Source organism: Bartonella senegalensis OS02, from assembly GCF_000312545.1.
Taxonomy (GTDB): Bacteria; Pseudomonadota; Alphaproteobacteria; order Rhizobiales; family Rhizobiaceae; genus Bartonella; species Bartonella senegalensis.
In genome coordinates, this window is the sequence record NZ_HE997542.1 from 128,010 (window position 1) to 145,985 (window position 17,976).

Consider the following 17,976-nt stretch of genomic DNA (forward strand, 5'->3'; position numbering starts at 1 on the left):
CGTAAAATTTTTGTTACTACGCTGTTAATTTAAAAGAGAATAAGACTAAACAGACACAGTCAAGAACATTATTCCTATTGGGTCAAATTTTTGCAAGAAAATGGCAGAAAACCATCAATCCTTCAGGCCAAGGTCCATGCCCAGATTCTACATTAATATGTCCAGACTGCCCAGCATCAACAAAAAGTGATCCCCAATCACCAGCAAGTTTTTCTGCGACTGAGAATTGGCAAAATTCATCATTGCGACTGGCTATGACTACAGAGGGGAAAGATAATCTTTTGCAATGATAGGGACCAAATGTTCTTAAATGTTTGGGGCGTATTTTTTCATTGCTGACATCTGGAGGGGCAACAAAAAAAGCACCACAAACCTTTTCTGCGTTTTGTAGCGTTGCATGAATAGCTGTCGGAACTCCCAATGAATGGGCAATAATTACAACGGGTTTTTGAGCCCGCGCAATGGCGCTTTTAACCTCATTAACCCATTCTTCACAAACGGGCTTTGACCAATGGGTTTGTTTAACACGGCGGGCTGTAGATAATTTTTTCTCCCATCGTGTTTGCCAGTGGTCAGGACCCGATCCTTTGTAGCCAGGAACAATAAGAATATCGAGTTGATTTGCTTTCATAAATTGTTCCCTTCATTACAATAGATTCTGTCTCATAGGGCAAAACAATGTGCCTATCCCTTTTTATGCGATTTTCGTCACTTTCCAAAAACACGTTTAAAAATTGTGTTGATATGTTTGGTGTGGTAAGAAAGATCAAATTTTTCGCGAAGTTCTGTTTCACTTAATACTTTTGTAACATCTGTGTCGTGGAGCAATTCTTCTAAAAAATCTTTTCCTTGTTCCCAAACTTTCATCGCATTCCGTTGTACAATGCGATAAGATTCTTCACGACTTATTCCTGCTTGTGTAAGTGCTAAAAGTACTCGTTGTGAATGAACAAGTCCCCGAAACTTATTGAGATTTTTTTGCATATTTTCTGGATAGACAATTAAATTTTCAATGACGGATGTTAGTCTAGAAAGAGCAAAATCAAGTGTAATGGTGGCATCAGGACCAATATAACGCTCAACAGAGGAATGAGAAATATCACGTTCATGCCAAAGTGCTACATTTTCCATGGCGGGTATTGCAAATGCACGCACCATACGTGCTAATCCTGTTAAATTTTCTGTTAAAACGGGATTCCGTTTATGGGGCATAGCGGAGGAGCCTTTTTGCCCTGGTGAAAAATGCTCTTCTGCTTCTAAAACTTCTGTGCGTTGTAGATGGCGTATTTCTATAGCTAATCTTTCAATAGATGAAGCAATAACACCAAGCGTTGCAAAGAACATGGCATGACGATCACGTGGTATCACTTGAGTAGAAACCGGTTCAGCACGCAATCCCAATGCTTTTGCTACATGTTCTTCAACGCGTGGGTCAATATTTGCAAAAGTTCCTACAGCTCCTGAAATAGCACAAGTAGAAATTTCTTCCCGTGCAGCAAGAAGACGTTTGCGACATCTTGAAAATTCAGCATATGCAAGAGCAAACTTGACTCCAAATGTTGTTGGTTCAGCATGAATGCCATGACTCCGCCCGATGGTAATTGTCTCTTTATGTTCAAAAGCACGTTTCTTTAATGCTTGCAAAAGTTGATCTATGTCTTTTAGCAGAATATCACTGGCACGCATCAACTGAATATTCAGTGTTGTATCTAAGACATCTGATGATGTCATACCTTGGTGGACAAAACGTGCTTCTGGTCCAATAAATTCAGCTAAGTGGGTTAGAAATGCTATAACATCATGCTTGGTGATTTCTTCAATCTCATTAATGCGATTGACATCAAATTCTGCTGCTTTTCCTTTTTCCCAAATTATCTTTGCTGATTCTTTTGGAATAATCCCTAGTTGAGCGAGGGCGTCACAGGCATGCGCTTCGATTTCAAACCAAATGCGGTATTTCGTTTCAGGCGACCAAATCGTTACCATTTCAGGACGAGAATAACGTGCTATCATAATTTTTTTCCTTATTGTGAGAGGGTTGCAGCTTGGCGCAATGCGTTAATGCGTGTCTTGTAAAGCTCTTTGTTTCCATCTTTATAAATTGCAGAGCCTGCGACAAAGACATTTGCACCAGCTTTTGCAGTTATTCCGATTGTATCAACAGTGATACCACCATCAACTTCAAGATCAATAGGCCTGTTTGCAATCATGCTTTTGACTCGTTTGATTTTATCTTTTATTCCTGGAATAAAACTTTGTCCGCCAAAACCAGGATTAACTGTCATGATGAGGATAAGATCTAATTGATCAAGCAAATATTCAAGCACATATTCTGGTGTGCTTGGATTGATTGCAATTCCTGCTTTTTTCCCCATTTCTTTAATTTTTTGGAGTGAACGATGAAGATGAGGGACTGCTTCGGCATGAATGGTTATGATATCTGCACCCGCTTTTGCAAAGGATTCTAAATAAGGATCTGCTGGTGCAATCATAAGATGAACGTCAAATATTGCTTTGGTTAATGGACGTAGTGCCTTGACGATATCAGGACCAAAAGTGATATTGGGAACAAAGTGACCATCCATAATATCAAGATGAAGCCAGTCTGCACCAGCATCAACAACATCTAAGACTTCTTGGCCAAGTTTGGAAAAATCAGAAGCCAGGAGTGAAGGTGAAATAAGATGAGAGCGAGGCATTAAGATCTCCTTGATTGGCTTTTTTAGCATGGTGTTCTGTAGACTAAAATATTATTTGTGTTATGACGTGAAAGAAAGAGTCTTTAGTAGTAGATCTTTTTATAGAAATATCATTTGAAATTTTTAAGCTGTGTAAGTGAAAGAGATGTCAAATCATACGACACATTTAATGCCTAAAGTTCAACATAATATTACTGTTTCTTCACAAGAATATCGAGACGCGATGAGTCATTTTGCAGGAGCCGTGCATATTGTGACAACAAGTGGTATTAAGGGAAAGCGTGGAGTGACAGTTTCAGCATGTTGTTCTTTATCTGATAACCCTCCTACACTTCTCGTTTGCCTCATGCGCCATAATCTCAAAAATCAGTTATTTATGGAAAATGGCAACTTTTGTGTGAATAGTTTGGCTGGAAAGCATCGTCCACTAGCGGATATTTTTTCTAGGCGTTGCAATTATACAGAAATTGAATGTTTTGATAGAGCGCGGTGGCGAACTTTGCAGACTGGTGCTCCCAGTCTTTCAGATGCGTTAGCGTCGTTTGATTGTCGACTGATTTGCTGGCATGAGCATGCAACCCATTGCGTTTTGATTGGTGAAGTTGTTGCAATTAACCGTAATCAAGAGAAAGATGCTTTGATGTATTTGAATCGTGGATATCATACTCTGCCTTTATAAAGATTTTTATTTCTCAATATTGAGATGACTGGTTCTGGATATGTTTGAATTTTAGTTCAATGAAGGAATAAAATTATTCACCTGATTTCCAATATTTGCATTTTTTTATTTTATAGGTTTTGAAGTATGTCTTGAAACGGGATGTATAGAAAATACCTACCCAGTCATTCTCTTAAAAGAGGATATTTTATACAGAAAAATGGCTGAAAACTTCAAAAGTGTCTTTAAACACATTTTTAGGGTGTTATAAAAAAGCATTTTACACTTGTGTTGATCGATATTGAACAATATATAGACCGCACATACCATATATGGAGGTTTTTATGGCATGAGCGAAGAGATTGATGGTCAATATCGTCCTAGTGAAGATGAGCCTTTTATGAATGAACGGCAAAAGGCGTATTTTCGTGCTAAATTGGTTTCTTGGAGAAATGATATTTTAAGAGAAGCCCGTGGAACTTTGGAAAATTTGCAGGAAGAGAATGCTGGTCAACCCGATTTAACGGATAGAGCGTCTTGCGAAACTGATCGTACAATCGAATTACGTGCTCGTGATCGTCAGAGAAAACTCATTTCAAAAATAGATGCTGCTTTGGAACGTATTGATAACGGGACTTACGGTTTTTGTGAGGAAACTGGCGAACCTATTAGTATAAAGCGCCTTGAAGCTCGACCAATAGCGGTCTTATCATTGGAGGCGCAAGAGCGCCATGAACGGCGAGAAAGAGTTTATCGTGACGATTAAAAGCGCTTTCGATGGTGAACAAATGGAGTGTATGGTACTAGAGTTTAAGTGTTTTATTTTTTGGGAACAGGAATAAATAAAGAGGGTTCTTGCCGTCCTTCAATTTCGGCGCTAATTGCTGAATCTTCTACGTATTGATTCATCAAATGAGCGGAGACTTCGTCTTGTGTGTGTTCTTTCTCACTTACAGAAAAAGATCCTTTTTCTATAATGTGAGGATTTGGATTGCTTTCTGTTGTTGTTAATGTTTGCTGAATCTTTTTCTTTTGCATGATGGGTGTATTGATAATATGAGATTCTACAACAATATCCGTTAATCCACCAATAAGGAGCAAATGCTCTCTATTATCACAACGTATCAAAATAAGACGGCGTGTGCGATCAATAGCAATGGTATCACATAAGGTTAATCTCGATGGATGTTTTTTTCTATTGAGACCAAATCCTTTTGTATTTAAACGGCGTAAAAACAAAATAATTGCGGCAATAGCAGCAATTGTTATGATAAAAAATACAAGGCTTGTGATTATATTCGCTGCTGATGTGCCTATTTGGCTTGATAACCATACATACATAAATTCTCTCCCATTTTAGAATGGAAACATTATTTTTTATTAAGATAGGTTTGTAAAGATATACTTGAAAAGTTCACTTGTAACAGAAAACAAGGTCTTTTAAACATTGAGTGATTTTTCTTCGGTGGATATATTCTAGTACAGACTTCATAACAATGATTATGGGGGGAACTTGTGGCATAAGAAATGTCTATAATCAAGGCAAAGTGAGATGGATAAAAGTTTTAAGAATAGTGAGAGATTATCTCCTTCTTTTGTATATCGAGAAGGTCTGATTCTCAGAAGTGTTTTTATAATAGCTTTTCTCTTCATGATAGGTCTTCTAGGTTTTTTTTATCCACAGGGCTTTTTACAAAAGATTGGAATGATCGCTTTTTTAATCTTAGCAATTGTAGGGGTTGCTGCACTTGTTCTGAGTGCAATAGGTATTTTGAGATATAAGGCAGCACAGCTATATGAAGACTTTGATTTTAGCATCTTTCAGAATACCAATGATGCAATTATTATCTCTGATTTATGTGGTTTTGTTTATTATTCTAATCAAAATTATCAAAAAATCTTTACCTATAAGCCTCAATCCTCCTGTTATGCTGTCATTGCTGATCTTCCAGGAGCAGGTGCGTTGGCGTATCGCTTAAAGGTTGCAGCATGGAATGATCTTGCCGCACAAGAACAATTAAGGATGGAACAGCCGATTTTTGTTCATTCATCGCAAAAAAATCTTTTTGGTATAATATCTCTGTTCAACCAATGACAAAGCGAGGAAAAAAGCTTTTATTTTGGCGGATTGCCGATATTTCGCATTTGCAAGAGTGTCGTGAGGTTTTTTTCTCAAATCTCCAAGAAGCTATCAACCATTTAGATCAAGCACCTGTTGGTTTTTTATCTGTTAATACACAGGGAACGATTCTTTATACAAATGCGATTTTTGCTCAATGGTTTTCAATTGATTTGGCAAATTTTACTATTGGAAAATATAGTTTTGATCAATTATTTGATAGCCTTGGAGCCAATAGCTCATGGAGTGATATTTGTTTGCAAAATAACAAATATCAAAGTTCAGGATATTCTTTACCTTATAGGTTTTCATTGTGTGTAAATTTAGAGACCGGTGTGAAAACCCTGAATTGTTTTATGTGTGCTTCTTCTCTCTTAGAAGATGAAGCTATTTATCGTATTGTGGTAATCCCACAGCAACTACAAAAGCAAGAGAACGATGATCAATTGAAATTGCCTAGTACCTTAAGAGAGTATTTTGATGCAAGTCCATTTGCAATAGCGGTAGTGGATCAGAAAGGACAATTTCTTCATATAAATAATGCCTTTTCATCACTCATGGGATGTACCGGAAATGCTAATCTTTATGATGTTATATCCCACCGTGATCGTGTGCAGTTAGAGCGCGCATTTTTAAAAATTACGACAAATAAAAATTATTCTGTTTCGTTAGAAACAGTTCTAGAAAATAGTGAAGAACGCCATTTGCGTCTCCATGTTATGCCTATAACGCCGTATCATGATGATGGATTGCGAGATTTCATCATTATCTCTGTTATAGAAACAACAGAACAAAAAACATTTGAAGATAAAATAATGCAAAGTCAGAAAATGCAAGCTGTTGGGCAATTGGCTGGTGGGATTGCGCATGATTTTAATAATGTTTTAACAGCAATTTTGATGTCGTGTGATCTTCTTTTAAATACGCATCGCAGTTTTGATCCAGCCTATGCTGATCTTATTAATATCAAAAATAATGCTAACCGTGCGGCTGCACTTGTACAGCAATTACTCGCTTTTTCTAGAAAACAAACACTTCGACCAGAAAAAGTTGATTTTACAGAACTTTTGTCAGATATTCGCAATCTTATTTTACCTCTTTTAGGCAATAATATTCAATTGAAAATTATTCATGGGAGAGATTTGTGGAACGTTGAAGTTGATCAAGCATCTTTCCAGCGTGTTATTATGAATTTAGTTATTAACGCACGTGATGCTATGCCTAATGGTGGTCTTGTGACAATTACAACCAACAATATTACAAAACAACAGAGTGCTGATTTTGATTATGTTGGTTTTGGAATTGGTGAGTATGTACAGTTGGCTATTTCAGATACAGGAACTGGTATATCAGCTGCAGTACAAGAAAAAATGTTTGAGCCATTTTTTACAACAAAAGAAGTTGGAAAAGGAACCGGGCTTGGTTTATCAATGGTTTATGGAATTATTAAACAGACAGGTGGGTACATTTACTGTGATAGCCGAGAAGGAGAAGGGACAACATTTCATATCTTTCTTCCCCGTTCTATTCCTAGTATTGGTGGTGAGATTGCTCAACAGATTGAAAAAGATGAAGAGCAGGAAAAAAATACCGACTTAACCGGATCTGCAACTGTTTTGCTTGTTGAAGATGAAGATGCTGTCAGAATAGGTGGGGTAAGAGCCCTTCAAATGAGAGGATATACTGTTTTGGAAGCTGCAAGCGGGGTGGAAGCGCTTGCTATTCTTAAAGAAAATAAGGGGGCTATTGATATTATTGTTTCCGATGTGGTAATGCCAGAAATGGATGGTCCAACTTTGCTTAGAGAAGTGCGCAAAAGTTATCCGGATATCAAATTTATTTTTGTTTCTGGATACGCAAAAGATGCTTTCACTAAAAATCTTCCACAAGATGCTGTTTTTGGTTTTTTATCTAAACCTTTTACACTCAAACAGTTAACTTTAGCTGTTAAAGAAACACTTGCACAATAAAATGAAAATTATGCAACAAAGAAATTATTCTATTATGCGGTATATATAAAACTGTGTTGTTTAGAGTGATGATATAATAGAATAAGGTACGTAAAATTTGTATATTAGAGCTTTTTGTTAGTTATAAAGAGTGAATATTTAGGATAAGGTATTGTCCATAATATTTATGAAATAAAGCATATAAAATTGTCAATTTTGGCAACACGCGAAAAAGATGTAGTTATTTATAGAGTGTCGAGGCTTGGAATCAGCGTTCTTTAGAGGGGGAGGGGATAGATTCTTTAAGACTCTTTAGGCAGAAATTGAGAGTATCCTGAAAAGATAACAGAGTAATATGCAAAATTACTGTATCAAATAAGTGAAAGTGATTTGGTGATCTTAGCAATTAAAAAAAATCACAAATCTCGCATAAAATTATTTGTGGAGATAATGGATTCTTTTATGTTAAAATTTGTGAAATTCAAAATAATTCGAATTGAAAGCAGATTTCAACTGCAATATTGGAAAATACTAAACGGCATATTCAAAAGGACAAAAGTTGCTTTTGCTCGTCTGTTGTTTTACTGTTTTTCTCAATGAATCTTTTTAAGGCTTCTGGATAAAGTTTATGTTCAGCTTTAAGCACTCTTTGTGCTAAGCTTTCAGCGGTGTCATTGGGGCATACTGGAACGGCAGCTTGAGCAATAATCCTTCCTGCATCCATATCGTTTGTAACAAGATGGACTGTGCAGCCAGCAATTTTAACACCTGCTTGTAAAGCTCTTTCATGCGTATTTAAACCTTTAAATGAAGGTAAAAGAGAAGGATGGATGTTTAAAATTCGCTCATCATAGAGCTCTACAAAACGCGGGGAGATGAGACGCATATAGCCAGCAAAGCAGAGAAGATCCGGCTTATATTGCTCTAAAATTGTGAAGATAGACTCTTCATGTGCTTCTTTAGTTGGATAATTTTTGCGGTTAACAACGTGAATAGGTAAGTTATGGTCACGTGCTTTTTCAATGCCGGAGGCATTAGGATTATCGCAAATAACTGCAACAATTTCAGCCGGATATTCCTTTTGTTGGGTTGCTTTAGCGAGGGCTACCATATTTGATCCGTTGCCGGAAATAAAAACGATAATTTGTTTTTTCATAAATGGAGTACACCTTTATAGAGTATTCTTTTAGCCTGACATTTTGTTAAAGTTCCAAGTGAGGTAACAGTTTCTCCTTGTCTTTCAAGTTCTTGGATAATTTTTTCAACCTCATCTTGTGCTACGATCATGACCATACCAATACCACAATTAAATGTTCTTAACATTTCCGTTTGTTCTATTTTTCCTTGTTTAGCAATCCATGAAAAAACTGATGGAACATGAATGGCAGAAAGATTGATTTCAACACACAGAGAGGAGGGAAGGACACGAGGAATATTTTCAGGAAAACCTCCCCCTGTAATATGAGCAAGAGCTTTAATGCCTTTGTAATTTTTTATAATGGGCAAGAGAGATTTTACATAAATGCGTGTTGGTGTGAGAAGCGCTGTACCAAGATTCATTTGGGGATTAAAAGGGGCATAATCATCCCATTTTAGACCACTTTGTTGAACGATTTGTCTGACGAGAGAGAAACCGTTGGAATGAATTCCAGAGGAGCTAAGACCTAAAATAATATCTCCCTCTGCAAGGTCTTTGGAAGGCAATAATGCACTTCGTTCAGTGGCTCCTACAGCAAAGCCCGCTAAGTCATAATCTCCTTTCGCGTACAGACCAGGCATTTCTGCAGTTTCTCCACCAATAAGAGCTGCACCTGCTTGTTGACATCCCATTGCAATACCAGAAACGATAGCAGCACCTTGTTCAGGATCAAGTTTTCCTGTTGCAAAATAATCGAGAAAAAAGAGAGGTTCAGCACCTTGTACGAGTAAATCATTGACGCACATAGCTACCAGATCAATACCGATGGTATCATGAATACCTATTTCAATAGCAATTTTTAGTTTTGTTCCAACGCCGTCATTGGCTGCTACGAGGATCGGATCGGTAAAGCCTGCTGCTTTTAAATCAAAAAGTCCACCAAAACCACCAATTTCTGCATCTGCTCCAGCTCGTTTTGTAGCGCGTATAAAGGGTTTAATTTTTTCCACCATGGCATTACCCATATCGATATTTACACCGGCTTCTGCATAGGTAAGACCATTCTTAGATTTATTATTTCTGAGATCTTGACTGCTCATTGGAACTTTCCTTATGGGAAATCAGATTTTGGAATTATGCAATGCCATGATAGAGGCATCTCTGCAAGAGATATTGATAAAAAAATAAACAACTTTGCTTGTGACCTATGTAAAAGAAGTTTATAATTTTTGTGAAGAGTTTTTTTAGGATATTTTATGAGTAAGATATCAGATAACCACGATCATTCTGCTTTGCCACTTATGAAGAAGAGGATTCGTGAGAATGGATCACGTGATATTCATCAGAGTTATGTGCCGGCTTATACTCAAGTGCCTTTACCAAATAATATGAAAAAGCAAATTTTTTTCTGGCTTGGTGCGCTGGTTTTTTTCATTCTTTTTATGCTTGTTTTTGGATCAGTTTTGCTTCCTTTCGTAGTAGGCATTGTGTTGGCTTACTTTCTTAATCCGATTGTTCAACTATTTGAAAAATTTGGTATTCGTCGCGTTTTTGCTACTATCCTCATCACTTTGTTTATTGTTGTGGTTTTTATTGCGGCTTTAATCATTTTAATTCCTATTATCAGTTGGCAAATACAGCAATTTATGTACAATGGGCTTCCCGTTTACATTAATCGTATTCAAACTTTTTTTGTTGAACATGATTTTGATTGGGTCAGGCGCTATTTTGGAAGTGATCCAAATGAACTACAGAGTAATATTAAAGGTCTTTTAGGACAAAGCTCTGATTTTATTACATCGCTTTTGAATTCACTTTTGAAATCAGGAAAATCTCTTGTAAATATCGTCAGTATTTTTTTCGTGGCACCTGTGGTGGCATTTTATATGTTATTGGATTGGCCGCGTATGGTTCAAGCAATTGATGCGCTGATACCACGGGATCATCTTAAAACTGTTCGCAGTATTTTTTACGAAATGGATAGGGCTATCGCTGGTTTTGTTCGTGGTCAAGGAACGGCTTGTTTAATATTGGGGGGGTATTATGCTATTGGTTTGACTATCACAGGGCTTAATTTTGGTCTTTTAATTGGTATGTTTATTGGCCTTATTAGTTTCGTTCCTTATATCGGTACAATGAGTGGTTTTGTACTTTCTGTTGGTGTTGCGTGGGTCCAGTTCTATCCGGATAATTGGGGGTGGATCATTGTTGTTATGGTTATATTTTTAATTGGTCAATTCATTGAAGGCTACATCCTGCAACCAAAGCTTGTTGGTTCGTCAGTGGGATTGCATCCGGTGTGGTTGATGTTTGCACTTTTTGCTTTTTCTTCACTCTTTGGTTTTACTGGTATGCTTATTGCTGTTCCTGCGGCGGCGGCTGTTGGCGTTTTGGTTCGGTTTGCTCTTCATACTTATCTTAATTCTCAGATGTATTCGCGAAGTGGAAATTCGGAGCAGCTAGAATGAAGAAGCATGAAATGCAATTGCCTTTAAATTTTTCTTATAATCCGATTTTTCGATTTGATGACCTGGTGATAACAGAGAGTAATCGTATGGCTTTTCAGCTTATTGAGCATTGGCCGAATTGGATTTTACCTATTGCAGTTTTGGTTGGAAAAGAAGGGTCTGGGAAAACCCACTTCTCTAGCGTATGGGCTGAAAAAGCGGATGCTTTAAGATTTCATCACAGTGAGATTGATCAAGCTGTTGCTTTTGCTTCTTCAGGCAGATCATTTTTAATCGAGGATGTTGATTCGGGTGAAATTAGTGAGACGGGACTTTTTCACTTAATTAATAGCATTAAACAAGCAAATCTTGATACCTGTCAAGCGACGTTATTGATGACAGCACGCACAGTACCCTCAGCATGGAATTTAAAATTAAATGATCTCAAGAGTCGCCTTAATTCAGTTATGTTAGTTGCAATCAATCAGCCTGATGATGCATTGTTAACAGCTGTTGCTTTTAAACTTTTTTCTGATAGGCAGATTACTGTTCATCCGGAGACTGTTTATTATCTTGTAAATCGTTGTGAGCGCTCTTTGTTTTCATTGAGGCGTGTTATTGATTGTGTTGATCGTTTGGCATTACAAAGAAAAAGCAAAATAACACGTGCCGTCATTGGTGAAGTCCTTAATATGCAAGTCCAGTGAAAGCTGTTTTTAGCGTGTTTTCAGTTGTTAAAAAAGCACTTGTGTTTTATTATTATTCCAATGTGTGCGGGGAAGCTCTCTATTTAAGTTTTCTGTTTTTGCTATATCTGTTGCAAGGGAACAAAAAGGGATATTTCGTTTGCTTATTTTTACGTAAGGGTGTTTTTTTTAATGCGCTCAGTGTGGCATTATGCATTGTTTGCATAGCTATTAAGCTTTTTTTACTCACAGAAATTATGCTTTCTCTATAGTTCTTATAAAAGGTTCGTTATTAAGCTTTGCAAAGTGATTTGAATTCGACTGAGAAAGAGTTCTTGCTTTTTTCTGTAACGAGATTTTTATGGCTTGAATCTAAAAAGGTTTGTTTTTTAAATGTATCTACTGGTGGAGGAGGACTAGAAGAGTATAAAAAATTTCAAAAAATAACAATAGTTGTCAGTATCAGAGAATCAATAACAGTCGGTTTTTTTACGGTGCGTGCTAGATTTTGTATCGTAAAGGAGTGGTTTTGCAATTTTATGCTCTTTTCGAATTTTTTATGATATTCAAGTTGCTTTTGGGCTCGCAATTATATCTTCTAGATTTTGCTGATGTGATTGAAATTCTCATAAAACAATAGGAAAGTTCGTGGATTTTATGAAGAATTCCGTTATTTTGTTTACAAGGAGTGAGTTTTTTCTTTCGTGGATGCGTTTTTTCTGTTTCTGTCAGTTCTTTCTTCACAAAGAAAAATTTTAAAAAGCTCTTTCTTGTAAAGAAATGCAACAAAATTTAAAAAAAAATGTGTTTTTCTCTTGCACTTCTGTTGTGAAAATTTTAGTGAATATGCATCAAGTGAATGTAAATGGCGGAGCGTAGCGCAGCCTGGTAGCGCACCTGATTTGGGATCAGGGGGTCGTAGGTTCGAATCCTATCGCTCCGACCATCTTTTGCTTGATGTGAGAGAATGGCCCAATTGGGTGCGTGTGGTGAGAAATTATCATTCAAGCGTTTTCTAATTTGAGGGAAAAGAACCATGATCGCACGTATTTATAGTCCTGCGAAGACAGCTATGCAGTCAGGTAGAGGCAATACTGGTTTTTGGATACTACAGTATGAGCCTATGAAAGCGAAGATGCTTGAACCTCTTATGGGGTATACTGCTACATCCGATATGAATAATCAGGTAAGGGTTAGGTTTAAGAGGAAGGAAGAGGCGGTTGCTTTTGCGCGTAAGAATGGTATTCCTTATCGTGTAGAGAAAACACATAAGCCGATTCGGCGTGCTGTTTCTTATTCTGATAATTTTCGCAGTGATAGGCAGCAACCTTGGACGCATTGAGTTAAGGATGTTGTTTTCTCTTGCAAAATGATCAGTTGGTCCCGTAGCTCAGCTGGATAGAGCAACGGCCTTCTAAGCCGTGGGTCACAGGTTCGAATCCTGTCGGGATCACCATGTTTAAGTGGAATCAATAGGGTATAAGAAGTTTGAGAATTTTCTTTCCATTGGTTTTTTCACTTATTTTTTATTTGTTGTTTTGCTGTAAAGGGAGGTATTTTATCTGTTGTTTTGGTATAAAGGGAAATATTTTATTTTTGGTTTAAGCCGAACAATCGCTTACATTTATAAAACTGTAGCACCTGCATTTAGCTGAACGTGTTGCTATTGTTTTTTTGTCGATGTATTAACTTTTAAATATTCGCTACGTGACATGCTTTACGAAATAGGTTGCCAAAACTTTCTTTAGCAAGTTTTTTCCGTTTTATCGCAAATGAATGTTTCAACTTTCAATAAGACCAATTTAAAGAGTTTCTTATAAGTCAGGCAAAGGGAAAAACATCTATTTTAAATTGGTTCTTGTTTGTTTTGAGATGGATAATAATATCTTTGATGTCTTTCCAATAGATTTAAATAGCATCATCATGATGCAAGAGTTTATAGAGAGGAAATGTATCATTGTTAATGCTATTTTTATTGGATAGCTGAGAGTGTTTTTTCATGTCTTTTTTTCATCAATGGCATGGTTGTTTTTTCCTTAAAGGATTTTAGCAATTTTATTTTAAAAGCAGAATTTCTTTTTCTAAAGGTTTTCTCAACTACTTAATTATGAAGGTTATTTAAAACCTTAAAAAATATACTCTTCTAGGAAAGATATGGTGTGTATGAATGCTTTCTGACACAACTCAATATTGAATGATGTTTGTTACAATCAAAAATGTTTTCTTTTTTCTGATTGGCATCATAAGTTTGAATTGGAACAGAGATTCCCTTCTTGTTTTAAAATCGTTTTTGTTACAGAAATATACCGATTTTTAGTTTGTTACGGTGTTTTTGATAGGAAATTATCTTTTTATCCAACACTTAGTTCTGTTTATAGCGTTCTAAATCATTCTCTCTCATGTGTTTAGAAAAAGCTTGAGAATATCAAAAAAACCTATGAATGGATTTGATCTGATCAACGCACTGAATCAATATAGATATTCATAAAATATCCTGAAGAATCTTACTTGTGCTGCTATTGCTTATAACGATTTTCAAGAAAATAGTTGCATGAATTGCATGCAGAAATTTCACAGGACTATAACGTGATTGCAATAGTTATGATGGATTTCTAATGATATTTTTTCAATTTCCAAATCCTATTATTCCATTTACGCGTTTGCTGATTATCAATATAAGGTTTATTGTTCATATCCTACGATGATCTTGCGCTTTATTGCTGGTTCTAAAAGTTATTGTTCCTCAAAATTTATCCACAAACATAGCAGAAATAGCTATGACATTTCGCATAATAGGATAATATCCATCGACTGGAAAGACATGCATGGGTATGTAGGGTAAAGTTTTTTGTTCTCAACAGCAACGCTGAATCTGCAAACGAGTAGTTTATCGTACCAGAAAATAAAGAAAACAGATAATCCTTCTTGTTTAGCAAGATCCATTAATTGCGGTAAACAAAAATGATAAACTGCAGTTTTTATAGTTCGCAGCAGTTTAAAAACTTAGATTGTAATCCTCCAAAAGCAGGTTTGATCAAACTTTAGCTGGATTTATCTGTTTGATAGAATTCTAGGATCATTCATCGTGTACATTGGTTAAGTTTGAATATGCAATACATAGGGATAGTTGGTAAGAAGAATTGTCATTATCAAGATTTTGTAGACTATGAGTCTTTGTAGGAGGGGGTACATAATAGAAACAACAAATACGATTATCTTTTTGCATTTTATGCTAATTTTTTATCTCTAGATTTAAGATTATTTTCAGTTTCAAAATAACACAGTACAAGTGTAGGAAAAGGAGTGCTGAAGCTATACAGTATCTTGAGTGTGATGCGTTTTTTGTTTTTGATGATAGATGGCTTCTCTCAAATTGGTTTTGATGGTTAGCTCTTTCTGATTGGCTTTAAATGTCGAGAGGGCTGTTTTTACAGTTTTTGATAAGTTTACATTTTATGGGATGCGAAATGTTGGCTGATCCAATTATAAATGTGTTTACTGTTTATTAAAGAGTAGCAATAATCTGCAAACCACTTTTTTATGAATTTGGATTTGCCAGAATTTATTAGATGATTCATCAATGCTCTAAAAAGTTTCTTTTCGTCTTTAAAGTAGGGGCTTATGAAGAATTAATATTTGTTTAGATTTTTCTATGTTCATGCTTTAAAAGTTCAGCATGTGTTCCTAATGCAAATTAAGACTACCAATTTTTCTCTTTTGCTTTGATAAGTCAGCGGTTAATCTTGTTCGAAGTTCTTGTTGTGGCGATTTGCCCAAGTCGCTTTGAAGTGTGTGATTATAATAATGGTTAGCGAATAGTTTTTCTTCAATTCGCAGATTCAATGGCTTATAGAGCTTATTCCATATTTTGCTGCATTTTTATAGCTTGTAAAATTTAGTTTGAATTTTTCTGAATGAACTAGGAGTGAAGTAAATCAGACGCTTTATAGGTTCTTAAACAGAATATATGTTGTGCATGTCACAAATATTTGTTCTTATTCCTTGGTTGCTTTATCCTTTTTCAAAGAATCCTGCTGGACATTTTAATACTAAAAGGCAGACACACTTTATTTTCAGCTAGAGGTAAAAATAACGTGAATGGGATTTTATTAATTATGTTCTAAGTTGATTTTGCTTTTTCTTATTTTGGTAGGAAAATGCAAGTTCGAACCCAAAAATCAGCTTACATCGTGATTTTTTATTCTCTTAAATACATATGAAATACCATCATACATAACGGCTGCTATGGGTAAGAACTATTGATAAAGCTAAGAAATGGACAATCCAAAGGCATAATTTTGAAGCAATATATGTGATGCAGAAAAAATTCCATAATTGCATCTAACCTCTATTGGGAAGGAATCTGCATTGTTGTCTTGTGTTCAATTGTTTTGACAAAAAGTTTTCTTTGGTAAAAATAAAAAAAGATTTCCTCTGAAGAAGAGAGTTAATTTTTATCAAGAGACAACAGCATTTTTGAGAAGAGAATAAAACGCTTTTTAGGAAAATCTTTACAACAAAATGTTCTGATTTATTTGAGGATGAAATTTTTGGTATGTTTGTTAAAATTTTGCAGAGTTTGTCACAACAAGACTTAGCAGAATTGAAAAATTGTTAGAAAAATTTGGCAAAAAAACATGTGCCTTTTAGGCATGTTAGAAAATCCTATTCCCTAACCTTTATTTTAGCTCCCCTAACCCTTAAAAAAGGTATAATAAATCATAAGTTATTTGTTATATAAAATCACATGGTGGGCGTGACAGGGATTGAACCTGTGACCCCTACGATGTCAACGTAGTGCTCTCCCGCTGAGCTACACGCCCACTTACTAACGTTGCATACACCACATAGAATTACAAACGTCAATGCCTAATTTAATTTTTTCTTTAACCAATCACGAATAATTTGGCAAAAACCGCCTTTAAGCAGCAATAAGTATTTTTTCAACCTCATTCACGAGATCGCGCAGGTGAAATGGCTTAGAAAGTACTTTTGCATCAGGAGGGGCATCACTATTTGAATTGAGTGCAACTGCTGCAAAGCCTGTAATAAACATCACACGTAAATCAGGATCTATTTCAGTAGCGCGTCGTGCTAGTTCGATCCCATCCATTTCTGGCATTACAATATCAGTAAGGAGAAGAGAAAATGGTTCTTCTTGTAAACGTTCATATGCGCTAGCACCATTATCAAAATCGGCAACTTCATAGCCTGCACGCTCTAGAGCCTTTGCTAGAAAGCGGCGCATATCGTTATCATCTTCTGCAAGCAGGATTCGTTTCATGATTATGTTCCAATTACTCCATTGGTCAGAGTTTTTTGCTTCATTAATTATACAATATAGAGTATTTATAAAAAAAGTGATAAAATGCTCATAATTGGAATGAATAGCAAAATGGTTAATTCTTATCTATTGGTCTCATAATATACACTATTAGTTGTTTATTGGTTAAATTCGAAATGTATATGATATTGAAAGAAAGAGGAGTGTGCGGGCATTTTAATGTTCGTTTCTGTTTCTTTTAGATTAAACTCATTTTAGTCAGCACTCTACGAAACAGTTTTTAGAAATATTCGTTTTAGAGTTTGTCTCTATGAAGAATGGGAGGGTGAGGGTGTTGTATTGATTTTACTGCTTTTAAGAAGTTAGTATGCAAAACAGAGTTTTTGTAGCCGCTCATTTGCTGTATGTTTTCACCAATTTATGTTGTGAATGTAATAGATTTATTTTTAGAGATCCGATTCTGTTAAAATGTGTTGTTCTATAAGATGATATCATTTTTTATCATAGATTAGGAATAGAGTTTTTCTCTTTTGATTTCTCTGGCTATGTTATGTTGTTTTAAGATTTTTCTATCGATCATTGTTATTTTTGCAAATTGAGATTAACTTATTGAATGATTATATGAGCGTTCTACATTTGATAATCGGTTGATTTTTTTAAGATTGAAGTTTGCTGAAAAGATTTTTCATAGACGTAAGATTCGCACAACTTCTATTAAAGAAAAGATTGTATGTATATTTTTATTTTAAATTTAGGTTAGCCATTCGTTTTATATTCGTAAAGAGTTTTACATTATTATGCAAAGGTAAATAAAATATCAGGATTCTTATTTCATATTTCATAATTAACATAAAATTCTAATTAAGCACTTAGGTTACTCTCACTTTTTCTCTATAAAAACTTATTTAAGCACTTCTCGATATTTTATTGAGGAATGACAGCGTTAGGCTGATAAAAGAGACGTTTTTTGCTTTAAATTTTTACCGAAATTTTCCT

12 protein-coding genes, 3 tRNA genes and 1 pseudogene are annotated in these 17,976 nt (G+C 35.6%); 8 read left to right on the top strand and 8 right to left on the bottom strand.

Translation table 11 applies throughout. The annotated features are described in order from the left end of the window. Window positions 1-82 precede the first annotated feature (82 nt). The 3 genes from BN200_RS06330 to rpe form a co-directional block, all read right to left on the bottom strand. Complete coding sequence (locus BN200_RS06330) at window positions 83-631, bottom strand: RBBP9/YdeN family alpha/beta hydrolase (protein WP_019221708.1); 549 nt, start codon at window positions 629-631, stop codon at window positions 83-85. 77 nt (window positions 632-708) lie between these two features. Then, the gene (gene purB, locus BN200_RS06335; protein WP_019221709.1) at window positions 709-2,013 is read right to left on the bottom strand and encodes an adenylosuccinate lyase; all 1,305 of its coding nucleotides are present in this window, start codon (window positions 2,011-2,013) and stop codon (window positions 709-711) included. Window positions 2,014-2,024: 11 nt separating this feature from the next. Then, window positions 2,025-2,699: a ribulose-phosphate 3-epimerase gene (gene rpe, locus BN200_RS06340; protein ID WP_019221710.1), complete on the bottom strand. Its 675-nt coding sequence runs from the start codon at window positions 2,697-2,699 to the stop codon at window positions 2,025-2,027. 145 nt (window positions 2,700-2,844) lie between these two features. Between rpe and BN200_RS06345 the strand changes: the two genes are divergently transcribed. Both BN200_RS06345 and dksA read left to right on the top strand, forming a co-directional pair. Then, window positions 2,845-3,378 (top strand): flavin reductase, encoded by a 534-nt coding sequence (locus tag BN200_RS06345; RefSeq protein ID WP_034989200.1) that lies wholly within the window; start codon window positions 2,845-2,847, stop codon window positions 3,376-3,378. A 328-nt stretch (window positions 3,379-3,706) separates the two neighbouring features. Then, window positions 3,707-4,123 carry an RNA polymerase-binding protein DksA gene (gene dksA / locus BN200_RS06350; protein WP_019221712.1) on the top strand — a complete coding sequence of 139 codons (417 nt, stop codon included), beginning with the start codon at window positions 3,707-3,709 and terminating at the stop codon, window positions 4,121-4,123. Between the two features lie 53 nt (window positions 4,124-4,176). Here dksA and BN200_RS06355 read toward each other — a convergent pair whose 3' ends face one another. After that, entirely contained in the window at window positions 4,177-4,698 is a 522-nt protein-coding gene (locus BN200_RS06355; RefSeq protein WP_019221713.1) for a flagellar biosynthetic protein FliO, read from the bottom strand. A gap of 211 nt (window positions 4,699-4,909) precedes the next feature. Here BN200_RS06355 and BN200_RS06360 point away from each other — a divergent pair. Next, window positions 4,910-7,446, top strand: a pseudogene (locus BN200_RS06360) (response regulator). Window positions 7,447-7,969: 523 nt separating this feature from the next. On the opposite strand, the gene purN reads toward BN200_RS06360, so the two are convergent. After that, window positions 7,970-8,581, bottom strand: coding sequence for a phosphoribosylglycinamide formyltransferase (purN, locus tag BN200_RS06365; protein WP_019221714.1), 612 nt, complete (start codon window positions 8,579-8,581; stop codon window positions 7,970-7,972). Then, window positions 8,578-9,663: a phosphoribosylformylglycinamidine cyclo-ligase gene (purM, locus tag BN200_RS06370; protein ID WP_019221715.1), complete on the bottom strand. Its 1,086-nt coding sequence runs from the start codon at window positions 9,661-9,663 to the stop codon at window positions 8,578-8,580. Before purM ends, purN begins: the two co-directional genes overlap by 4 nt. A gap of 156 nt (window positions 9,664-9,819) precedes the next feature. Here purM and BN200_RS06375 point away from each other — a divergent pair, with 156 nt between their 5' ends. The 5 genes from BN200_RS06375 (at window position 9,820) to BN200_RS06405 (ending at window position 13,152) form a co-directional block, all read left to right on the top strand. Continuing rightward, entirely contained in the window at window positions 9,820-11,031 is a 1,212-nt protein-coding gene (locus BN200_RS06375) for an AI-2E family transporter (protein WP_019221716.1), read from the top strand. After that, window positions 11,028-11,717 (top strand): DnaA regulatory inactivator HdaA, encoded by a 690-nt coding sequence (gene hdaA / locus BN200_RS06380; protein ID WP_019221717.1) that lies wholly within the window; start codon window positions 11,028-11,030, stop codon window positions 11,715-11,717. Before BN200_RS06375 ends, hdaA begins: the two co-directional genes overlap by 4 nt. Window positions 11,718-12,565: 848 nt before the next feature. After that, window positions 12,566-12,642 (top strand) — tRNA-Pro (locus BN200_RS06395). Window positions 12,643-12,732: 90 nt separating this feature from the next. Further along, window positions 12,733-13,038: an ETC complex I subunit gene (locus BN200_RS06400; protein ID WP_019221720.1), complete on the top strand. Its 306-nt coding sequence runs from the start codon at window positions 12,733-12,735 to the stop codon at window positions 13,036-13,038. A 37-nt stretch (window positions 13,039-13,075) separates the two neighbouring features. Beyond that, window positions 13,076-13,152 (top strand) — tRNA-Arg (locus BN200_RS06405). A gap of 3,292 nt (window positions 13,153-16,444) precedes the next feature. Here BN200_RS06405 and BN200_RS06410 read toward each other — a convergent pair. Further along, a tRNA-Val gene (locus BN200_RS06410) sits at window positions 16,445-16,519 on the bottom strand. A 98-nt stretch (window positions 16,520-16,617) separates the two neighbouring features. Continuing rightward, window positions 16,618-16,980 (bottom strand): cell cycle two-component system response regulator CpdR, encoded by a 363-nt coding sequence (gene cpdR, locus BN200_RS06415; RefSeq protein ID WP_019221722.1) that lies wholly within the window; start codon window positions 16,978-16,980, stop codon window positions 16,618-16,620. Window positions 16,981-17,976: the final 996 nt, after the last annotated feature.